The organism is Sphaerimonospora thailandensis (assembly GCF_016863115.1).
In the GTDB taxonomy this organism is placed as follows: Bacteria; Actinomycetota; Actinomycetes; order Streptosporangiales; family Streptosporangiaceae; genus Sphaerimonospora; species Sphaerimonospora cavernae.
The window spans coordinates 34,518-43,506 of record NZ_BOOG01000055.1 but is presented as its reverse complement, the minus strand read 5'-3'; the positions used below and the strand labels follow the sequence as shown (position 1 = coordinate 43,506).

Sequence of the window (8,989 nt, the reverse complement as noted above, 5' to 3'; positions counted from 1 at the left end):
ATCCATGATCATAAAATTATAACCCTCGATCGTGGCCGAATCCCTGATCTTCTTGATGAGCCGTGCCATGTGCTCTCCAATTGAGGCGGCGCTAATTCACCGGTTTGTCCTGTGCGTCATAGAGCCGTACGAAGAATGCGTCGCCCGCAAGGATGCGGTCGACCGCATATAGTAACGGCCCAATCCACCGTCTTGGAAGGCCCCCCATTCCCGATTCTCACGTGCTGGGATGAGTGAGACGGACAGGTTGACCTTGGTGGGCGAGTGAATCACAAACGACGGGTCATCCGCCGGGCGGTTCTTCTGCCACCACAACCAAGCACCTTCGTACGTACTTGCGAATGGGAACTCATCGCACTGCTCTATGGCAGGGTTCCAGGGAACCGGGGTTCCAGTTCGCCATTTGGTGCCGTTGCTGGCGGCCCGGTAGCGGGCACACGTGTTCACCGGCCGGTCTCGGTTCCGGTTGGTTCTTGCGGCTTCCTGCTTGGCTGATTCAATCGCGCGATGGGCGATCGGGGTGACACTGGGGCGAGCAGAGGCTGTGTGACCGCCGTGGTCGAGGACGGGGCGTGTGCCTCGGCCCAAGAAGGGGTGACCGACAGGCTGACAATCATGGTCGCCGACAGTCCCGCAGCAGCGGTTCGCACCATCCGCCGTCTACGGGTCCTGTGAAGCGGTAAGGAGGGAGACCCAGCGTGCATCCCTGCTGGTGGAGCCAATCAACACCTCTTCGCGTCCTGCGAGTGGCTCGTGCCGGGCACGAGATACTCGTACCCATGTTTGACATGAAGAGGTTATTGATCGATTCGACCAGAAGAAAGAATCTTGACAGGAGTGGGTATTAGTGGTCAAATCGGCTTTTCCGTTCGCGTCCGATGGGTTGGCCGCGTTCGCCGCTACCGGCCCTGACTCCGCCAGGCGGGGGCGCAGGGAAGGTCCGACCGCAAACTGTCGCCATCCTCACCCACGTCCTGATCGTCCACCGGAACCAGGGAACGTCACGTAGCCGCTCACCGCGGGCCGCTGATGCCTCTGGCCAGGGGCGCGCGCCAGCCGTACCGCATGGCGAGGATGCGGAAGGCGAAGGCGAGCACGGCCGACGACAGGGTGGCGATGAATCCCCGCACGTCCAGGGCGTACAGCACGGCCATCGCCGTCGAGCCGAGCATCGCCGGTACGGCGTAGAGCTGGCGGTCGTAGAGCAGGGTGGGGCGTTCGCCGGACAGGACGTCTCGGATGACGCCGCCGCCGACCGCCGTACAGACCCCGAGGAACACGGCGTGCGGCGGCGCGAGGCCGTGGTGCAGCGCCTTGGCGGTGCCGACCGCGCAGAACAGGCCGAGCCCCGCCGCGTCGAAGACCATCACGCCGGGCATCGCCCGCTCGACCTGCGGATGCCAGAAGAAGGCGATGGCGGTGGCCGCGATCGGCACGAGGAGATAACCCATGTCCCGGAACGCGGCGGGCTGCACGCCGATGAACAGATCGCGCATGACGCCGCCGCCGACCGCCGTGAAGAACGCGAGCACCGCCATGCCGACCACGTCGAGCCGTTTGCGCACGCCCTGTAGTGCGCCGGACAGGGCGAAAACGAAGATTCCGGCAAGGTCGAGCAGGGGGGACACGGCTGCTAATTCTCCCACAAGCTCCCATAAGCCGTTTCCCCGCGACCTGGCCGCCGACTCCCTTAAAGGACGGGAGGTGTGCTGCTCGCGGAGGCCGTACGGGCTGAGCGTCCCCCTGTGACGCCCGCCGCCCAGAGCGCTATGCCGATGTAGAGGACCTGCTCGGGGATGCGTTGCCACAGCGGGGTCGCCGCCTCGCCCGCCAGGGTCACCCCGGCCAGCGCGGCGTGGATGTTGGCCGGAAGCATGAGCACGAACAGGAACGCCAGGCAGATCCCGGCAGCCCGCCGGGTGGCCGGGAGCACGAGGCCCACCGCCCCGGCCAACTCCAGGACGCCGGTCAGGTAGACCACGAAGGCGGGGAACGGGACGAACGGCGGGACCATGGCCACCATGTCGGCGTGGTTCGGCATGACGGTCACATCTGACGGGACGAAGTGGGCACTGGCCGTCATCACGAGCATGACGGCCAGGCCGTGCGCGGCGCTTGCGCGCCAGGTGGTGAAGCGGGCCAGACCGAGCAGCGCGCCCGACAGGCGGAAGCACAGCGTGGCCACGACGAGAACAATCAGAGTCATGGAATCCCCCCCTTTGGATAACTATGCTATCCAATATTGGACAGTGAAGCTACCCAATAAATGAGAGACACTCGGCGGCCGTCCATCCGTACGGGCCGGGCGCGGCCTGGCTGCGGGCGGCCGTCGGCGGTGTCGGCCCTGCTCAAGGAGATCGAGGACCTGGGTTTGTGACTCCCAGCTCCCTGGATTTCCTTCGCCTGCGGATGACGGCCGCTGCGGCGACGACGAGGGAGATCAGGAGCAGGAGGAATCCGCCGGCCGAGATGGAGCCGTAGCGGATCAGCGTGGACTCGTCCCACTGCGCGGCCCTGATCGGTGGAGGCGGCGGGCCGCCGAAGCGGGCAGAGGGCTCCACCGCATACGTGCCCGGGACGGCCGAGTCGGGCGAACTGCTCAGCTCGTCGGCCTGCTTGAGCGCTTGGGCGGGGTTGAGCATGCCGTTGCCGACCGTGGGCTGGTATCCGCCACTGGGGCGGTTCCGTACCGACGCTGCGAGGGCCTGAGCCACGGCCCCAGGCGACATCTCAGGATATTTCTCCTTGATCAGCGCCGCCGTGCCGGCCACCCACGCGGCGGCAACGGGCGAACCGTCGATGTACCACCCGCCCTGGTTGCCGTCGCCCGTGGCGTACACCCGTGTCCCAGGCGCCGACAGCAGCACGGTGTCGTTGCGTGCCGACCTCTTGCCGAGCCATCGGCCCTTGTCGTCGGTGGCGCCGACGACGATCACACCCGGAATCGCGGCGGGAAAGGAGAGTGCCTCATGCGGGGCCGGCTTCCCTTCGGAGGTCACCAGTCGCTGCGCACTGGTCACGATGACGACGTTCTTCCGCAGGGCATAGCCGATCGCCCGCATCATTTCGCGGGAGAGGGACCCGCGCTCTTCCTCGACGAGGACGACCTTCGCGCCGTGATCGGTGGCATAGCGGATGCCGGCGGCGACCTTGTCCAGCGAGTCGACCTTGACGAACTTCCGGTGCGTGGCGATCGACGAGGGCCGCACCCGGACCGAGAGGATCGTCGCGGCGGGCGCGATCCCCTTGATCGGCTGCCCCGAGATCGTGCTTCTTCCTGCGATCATCGAGGCGAGCAGGGTTCCGAAGCGTGGGTCGGACTCCGCTCTCTTGACCAGGTCTGGAGCCACCCGCAGCCGGCCGGTCAGCTCGCGGAGCTCCGGATCCACCCCGTCGGACAGGATCGCGATCGTGACGCCCCTGCCGGTGGCGAGGTCGTGCGCGGCCTGCAGATCCCCGGCGAGCTGTCCCAGCACGTCGTCGGCCGCGGCGGGGGTGGCCGGTACGGCGGGCAGGAGGACGGCCGCCGCCAGCAGGAGAAGCACCCGTTTCAGCACGTGACGACCCCCTTCACCGCGCACGGCTCCGCCTCGGTCTGCAACTGCAGGCCTATCTGCGAGGCGATCGGGTTGCCGTACATGAGCGGCCCCGACATGCCCGACTCGCTCTTCGGCCGCCCGTCGGCGTACCCGGCCGCAATGAAGATCAGATAGTTGGCGGACCCCATCGTCATGAGGTGTTGGCGGGCGGCGTCGCGGAATCGAGCCGACAGCGTGCCGGGGAAGGCCGCGGCGCGCACCCCATAGTGCCAAATTTGAGAGGAGAGAGCCTCCGACGCCTTCCGCATGGTCGCCTCGTCGGGAAACACGGCGATGCCGATCGTGGTCACCAGCGTCCGGGTGCTGTCCAGGTAGCTGGCGCGCAGCACGGCCCTGCAGCCGTTGGCGATGGCGACCTCCGCGATCTCCGCGTCAAGGGCCTCCGCGCAGGGCGCCTCCGGAGCGATCCCCACCCGGACGGCCGGCTCTTTCCTTCCGAACAAGCCGGAATACTCGACGGTCGCAGGGAAGATCTCCCCCGCGGGCCGGGTGCGCCATCGCAGCGCGATCTCCTGAACCGACGCGGCGCGCAGCTCGGCGTCGGTCGGCGGCCGATCGAGCTCCCGCTTGACCTCGATCGCGCCGTACACCCCAGCGCTGAGACCGAGAACAGCGGCAAGACCAAGGGCCGGCCACAGCCGCCATGATCTCCTCCCAGGAGGCGGGCCGTCAGGCGGCTCGAAGGAGATGGTTTCGCTCACGGAGGGCGAGAATAGTGATCAACTCTCGGCGACACCAGAGGGGAACCGAGGTTCAGCCCGGTGCCGGGTCGCGTCGACCATCCGACTGAACGTACGGTGACGTGTGCGGCAGGCGGGACGGCCCGGTTTTGTCGGAGTGCTCGGCTACGTTCCGGACTCATGAACGACCGTTCCCCCGACGGCGAAGCCGTGTGGGCGCAGCACAGCAGGCTGCGGGTGGTGCCGCCGGTCCAGCCCCGCAAGCTGGCGAAGGTCCCCTTCGTCGAGCTGGCGGACGGCCGGCTGCAGGGCGTGGTGTCGAGCGGCTCGGATATCAGCCGGGTCTACGTCTCCTCCATCGCCGCCGGCACCCACAACTACAACTGCAGCACCAACAACAACCGCCCCTGCGGGGGGCTGTACGGCTCGCCGTGCAAGCACCTGCGGTCTCTCGCCGCTGAGGCCGTGCTCCAGTACGGCCCCGGCCGGGTGGCCCGTTACCTCCGGGTGGACGTCCCGGACGGCGCCGAGCTGATCGACTGCCTGACCGGTGCGCACGAGCCCGCCCCCGCCGCCATGGTGTTCAGCCGTTTCCTGCGCCACCTGGCCTACCTGGAGGTGCCGACAACCACCATGCCGATCCCCGAGATGCACTGGTTCCCGGCCGAGGAGGCGGTCCGCTGATGCTCGCCGTACAGCTGGCCGAACTGCTCGACCATCACCCGGAGGGCGCGGGGGAGGCGCTCGCCCTGGTTGACGGGTTCGACGACACCCTGGTGCACGGCCTTGCCCGGCTCGCAGACGAGCGGGCCGACGCGCTGGCGGCCCTGGCAGGGGCGTTCGCGACGACCCCGATCGGCGAGCGACTCGCCGAGGCGGCGGCCGAGGTCGCCTCCGGCTCGATCGCCGAGGAGCACCTGACCGCGCTCGCGGGCGGCCGGGCCGCGCTGTTCGGCGCGGTGCACGACGCCCTGCTCGCCGATTTGGACGCGGCGCTGGGACGCGAGCGCGGACCCTGGCAGCCCACCCAGGAGACCGCGCCGGAACCCGGGCCGTACGGCGCCGCCAACCCGCTCGGCGGGGTCCGGTCCTGGCTGCGCGAGCTGGCCATCACCGGGTGGCGCGGCGTCGACCATGACCTCGTCTCCGCCGTGGACCAGATCGTCGAGGCGCTGACGGCCGCACCGGGACAGCGCAGGCTCGCCGTGCTGCTGGACGGTTTCGCGGCCGAGCTGCGCGCATCCTGCCCGATCGCCGCGATGGAGCACCTGCCGGTACGGCGCTGGGCCGACCTGTGGACCCGTGCCGTGCTGCTGGCGCAGGACGGCGTGCCGCCCGGCGAGCCACCGCGGCCGGTCGGCATGGTGTCGGGGCGGCTGCTGGTCCTCGGCGTGGACGTGCACGAGCACGGCACCGCGGTCCAGTTCCAGGTCCACGCCGTCCTCGAACCCGCCGACGGTGGCCCGGCCCGGCTGGTGCGGACCGGCGTCACCGCGGCCAAGGTCGACACCATCGTCGGGCCCGCGCTGTGGAAGCTGGTGCACGAGCACAAGATGCTGCTGGCCGCGCTGGCCGACCGCCGGTCCCTGGAGGTCACCGATCTGCCCCTGCTCGACAGCGGAGACCTGGTCTGGCACGACGACCGGGCGCTTCTGGGCAAGCCGGCCGACCCGTTCACCACCGCACGGCTGCACCTCGCGGGCGCGCTCGCCCCGGCGGCGCCGCCCCTGGACCGGGTCCCGGTACGGATCGCGGAACCCGTGCTGGTGGAGGGCTACAAGGTGACCGGGGACGGCTCGTTCGATCTGGGCGGATCGGTGATCACCGTGGACATCGGGCGGCTGCCCTCCTGCGGCCCGCTCACGCCGAAGCTGGTCGCGGGCTCCTCCGCGTGCGTCGGGCTGGTCCGCTGGGACGGCGGGCGCTGGCTGCTGCAGCCGCTCGCCGTACAGACGAAGGTCAAACGGGAGACGGTCGACGTCGGCACCGGCGACTGGGCCCGGGGTCCCACCGATCCCAAGGTGGTGAAGGCCGAGGCCAGGGCGGGAGACGCGGTCGCGGTGCTGCGTGAGCGAGCCGGACGGTTGCTGCGGAAATGAGTGATCACATCTCGATCGATGACCACGACGGCGCGGAGCGGAACCGGCGTCAGGTGCTGTACTGGCGGCTGCTCGCCCGGCTCTTCGACCACGAGGAGCAGCCCGCGCTGGAGACCGCCAGCATGGCGGTCGTCGGTGATCTCGGCCTGCCTGCCGCGGTGCTCGACCCCTCGGTCTCGGTCGACTCGCTGGTGCAGCGCTTCCCCGAGCTGGCCGCCGAGTTCCGGGACCTGCTCGCGCCGGGCGCTCCAGGTGGCGAGGTGCGCAGGGCCGCGCTGATCTCGAAGCTGCTGCTCAACGTCTTCGCCACCGGTACGGGCGACGTCACCGCCACGCGGCTCGCGACCTGGCAGCAGGACGCCGCCTGGTTCAAGCAGGCCATGTGCGGCGGGCAGGGCCCGGGCGCGGGAACCGGGTCCACTGCTGGGTCCACTGCTGGGCAAGGGGCGGGATTCGCCGCAGGACAGGGCGCGGGATCACCCGCCGGACTCGGGGCCGCCGCGGGGGCGGGCGCCGGATTCGGTGCGGGACCCGGCGCGGGATTCGGTGCGGGGTTCGGCGCGGGCGACGGGATCGGTGCCGAACTGGCCCGCGCGCTGGCCGACCTGGAGGGCGACCTGGTCAGCCGGATGCGGCTGCGTGAGGTTCTGGCGGACCCGGCCCTGGCCAGGCGGCTCACGCCGAGCATGTCGCTCGTCGAGCAGTTGCTGCGGGACAAGTCCAACCTGTCGGGCGTGGCGCTGGCCAACGCCAAGGCGCTGATCCGCAGATATGTGGACGAGGTCGCCCAGGTGCTGCGCACGCAGGTCGAGAAGGCCAGCGTGGGGGAGATCGATCGGTCGGTGCCGCCCAAGCGGGTGTTCCGCAACCTCGACCTGGACCGGACGATCTGGAAGAACCTCACCAACTACAGCCCCGAGGACCAGCGACTCTACGTCGACAAGCTGTATTACCGGCGCACCGCCCGGCGGACCACCCCGGCACGCCTGATCGTGGTCGTCGACCAGTCCGGCTCCATGGTCGACGCGATGGTGAACTGCACCATCCTGGCGTCGATCTTCGCCGGGCTGCCCAAGGTCGACGTGCACCTCGTCGCGTACGACACCCGGGCGCTCGACCTCACCCCGTGGGTGCACGACCCGTTCGAGGTGCTGCTGCGCACCCAGCTCGGCGGCGGTACCGACGGCACGGCGGCCCTGGCCCTCGCGCAGCCGACGGTCGCCGACCCGCGCAACACCGTGGTCGTGTGGATCTCGGACTTCTACGAGTGGAACTGCGACGGCGTCTACGCCGGCCTGGAGGCGCTGCACCGCTCCGGCGTACGGCTCATCCCGGTGGGCTCGGTGAGCAGCGGCGGCCAGCAGAGCGTGAACCCGTGGTTCCGGCAGAAGCTCAAGGACCTCGGCGCGCCGGTCATCTCCGGCCACATCCGGAAACTCGTGTTCGAACTGAAGAACTTTCTTGCTTAGGAGACTTTGATGACCAATGAGATGACCAATGAGATGCTGCGTGCGCCCGCCGAGGTGAAGTACGCGGCGGAGCTCGACTGGCTGGAGTCGATCGACGACGGGCCCAAGCCGTTCTCCTGGCGGCTCAGCCCCCGGATGGTGCGGCTGTTCGTGCTCGGCTCCGAGCGCTCCGACGGCCTGGACCGGGAGATCCCGCAGAAGTGGTTCGGCGACCGCGGTTTCGTCGAGCGCAGCATCGTGACGCTCGCGTCCGACCGCGGCCTGCTGCTGATCGGCGATCCCGGAACCGGCAAGAGCTGGCTGGCCGAGTTGCTCGCCGCGGCGATCTGCCGCAACTCCACGCTGGTCGTGCAGGGTACGGCCGGCACCACCGAGGACCACATCAAGTATTCGTGGAACGTCTCGACGGTGATCGCCAAGGGCCAGTCGCGTGAGTCGATGATCCCCTCGCCCATCATGACGGCGATGGAGCAGGGCGTGATCGGCCGGTTCGAGGAACTGACCCGCTCGACCAGCGACGTGCAGGACGCGCTGATCTCGATCCTGTCCGAGAAGTACGTCTCCATCCCGGAGCTGGACACCGACAACACCGTGTTCGCCAGGCCCGGATTTTCGATCATCGCGACCGCCAACAGCCGCGACCGGGGGGTGAACGACCTGTCCTCGGCGCTGAAGCGACGGTTCAACTTCGTCCGGATCCCCGTGGTGACCAGCAAGACCAGCGAGGCGGAGATCGTCCGCTTCCGCACCGCCGAGCTGCTGCGCCGCCACCGGATCGAGTTGGACGTGCCGCCCACGCTGCTGGACATCCTGCTGCAGAGTTTCGCCGACCTGCGCGCCGCGGCGGCCTCGGCCACCAGCGAGGACGAGAAGCTGGAGTCGGCGCTGTCCACCGCCGAGCAGATCGGCGTGCTGGAGGACGCCATCCTGCACAGCCACTTCTTCGGCGACCGGACGCTGCGCGCCGAGACCCTCGGCGGCTCGCTGGTGGGTTCGCTGGCCCGGCGTGCCCCGGAGGACCTGGCGATCCTCAACAAGTACTGGCATGGGGTCGTCGAACCGCGCAGCCAGAAGGACGGCGGCGAGTGGACGAGCTTCCTCGAGGGTGGCCGCCAGACGATCTCCACCCTGTCATGAGCGCT

At 69.2% G+C, this 8,989-nt stretch carries 9 protein-coding genes; 4 read left to right on the top strand and 5 right to left on the bottom strand.

Features of this window, described 5'->3' with window-relative positions; genetic code table 11:
- Positions 1-96: 96 nt before the first annotated feature.
- The 5 genes from Mth01_RS30540 to Mth01_RS24345 form a co-directional block, all read right to left on the bottom strand.
- Positions 97-588, bottom strand: a complete 492-nt coding sequence (locus Mth01_RS30540) for a NucA/NucB deoxyribonuclease domain-containing protein (RefSeq protein ID WP_456154382.1) — start codon at positions 586-588, stop codon at positions 97-99.
- Between the two features lie 425 nt (positions 589-1,013).
- Positions 1,014-1,628, bottom strand: coding sequence for a trimeric intracellular cation channel family protein (locus Mth01_RS24360; RefSeq protein WP_204018267.1), 615 nt, complete (start codon positions 1,626-1,628; stop codon positions 1,014-1,016).
- A gap of 62 nt (positions 1,629-1,690) precedes the next feature.
- Positions 1,691-2,206 (bottom strand): DoxX family protein, encoded by a 516-nt coding sequence (locus Mth01_RS29925; RefSeq protein WP_239089962.1) that lies wholly within the window; start codon positions 2,204-2,206, stop codon positions 1,691-1,693.
- A 142-nt stretch (positions 2,207-2,348) separates the two neighbouring features.
- Positions 2,349-3,557 carry a S8 family serine peptidase gene (locus Mth01_RS24350; protein ID WP_204018265.1) on the bottom strand — a complete coding sequence of 403 codons (1,209 nt, stop codon included), beginning with the start codon at positions 3,555-3,557 and terminating at the stop codon, positions 2,349-2,351.
- On the bottom strand, positions 3,551-4,300 hold the full coding sequence (locus tag Mth01_RS24345; RefSeq protein WP_204018264.1) for a hypothetical protein: 750 nt from the start codon (positions 4,298-4,300) through the stop codon (positions 3,551-3,553). Before Mth01_RS24345 ends, Mth01_RS24350 begins: the two co-directional genes overlap by 7 nt.
- Positions 4,301-4,459: 159 nt before the next feature.
- Here Mth01_RS24345 and Mth01_RS24340 point away from each other — a divergent pair, with 159 nt between their 5' ends.
- From Mth01_RS24340 to Mth01_RS24325, 4 genes are read left to right on the top strand one after another with little or no spacing between them, the layout of a single operon-like run.
- On the top strand, positions 4,460-4,963 hold the full coding sequence (locus Mth01_RS24340; protein ID WP_204018263.1) for a hypothetical protein: 504 nt from the start codon (positions 4,460-4,462) through the stop codon (positions 4,961-4,963).
- Positions 4,963-6,378 carry a hypothetical protein gene (locus tag Mth01_RS24335; RefSeq protein ID WP_204018262.1) on the top strand — a complete coding sequence of 472 codons (1,416 nt, stop codon included), beginning with the start codon at positions 4,963-4,965 and terminating at the stop codon, positions 6,376-6,378. The genes Mth01_RS24340 and Mth01_RS24335 overlap by 1 nt, the downstream gene beginning before the upstream one ends.
- The gene (locus Mth01_RS24330; protein WP_204018261.1) at positions 6,375-7,847 is read left to right on the top strand and encodes a VWA domain-containing protein; all 1,473 of its coding nucleotides are present in this window, start codon (positions 6,375-6,377) and stop codon (positions 7,845-7,847) included. The genes Mth01_RS24335 and Mth01_RS24330 overlap by 4 nt, the downstream gene beginning before the upstream one ends.
- A 21-nt stretch (positions 7,848-7,868) precedes the next feature.
- A complete protein-coding gene (locus Mth01_RS24325; protein ID WP_204018272.1) occupies positions 7,869-8,984 on the top strand; it encodes an ATP-binding protein in 1,116 nt (371 codons plus the stop codon).
- The last annotated feature ends 5 nt before the right edge of the window (positions 8,985-8,989 follow it).

Bases quoted from the DNA above. Each gene is read 5' to 3' on its own strand.
- Mth01_RS24325 (WP_204018272.1), top strand. From the start codon at position 7,869: ATGACCAATGAGATGCTGCGTGCGCCCGCCGAGGTGAAGTACGCGGCG.
- Mth01_RS24340 (WP_204018263.1), top strand. From the start codon at position 4,460: ATGAACGACCGTTCCCCCGACGGCGAAGCCGTGTGGGCGCAGCACAGC.
- Mth01_RS29925 (WP_239089962.1), bottom strand. From the start codon at position 2,206: ATGACTCTGATTGTTCTCGTCGTGGCCACGCTGTGCTTCCGCCTGTCG.
- Mth01_RS24330 (WP_204018261.1), top strand. From the start codon at position 6,375: ATGAGTGATCACATCTCGATCGATGACCACGACGGCGCGGAGCGGAAC.
- Mth01_RS24335 (WP_204018262.1), top strand. From the start codon at position 4,963: ATGCTCGCCGTACAGCTGGCCGAACTGCTCGACCATCACCCGGAGGGC.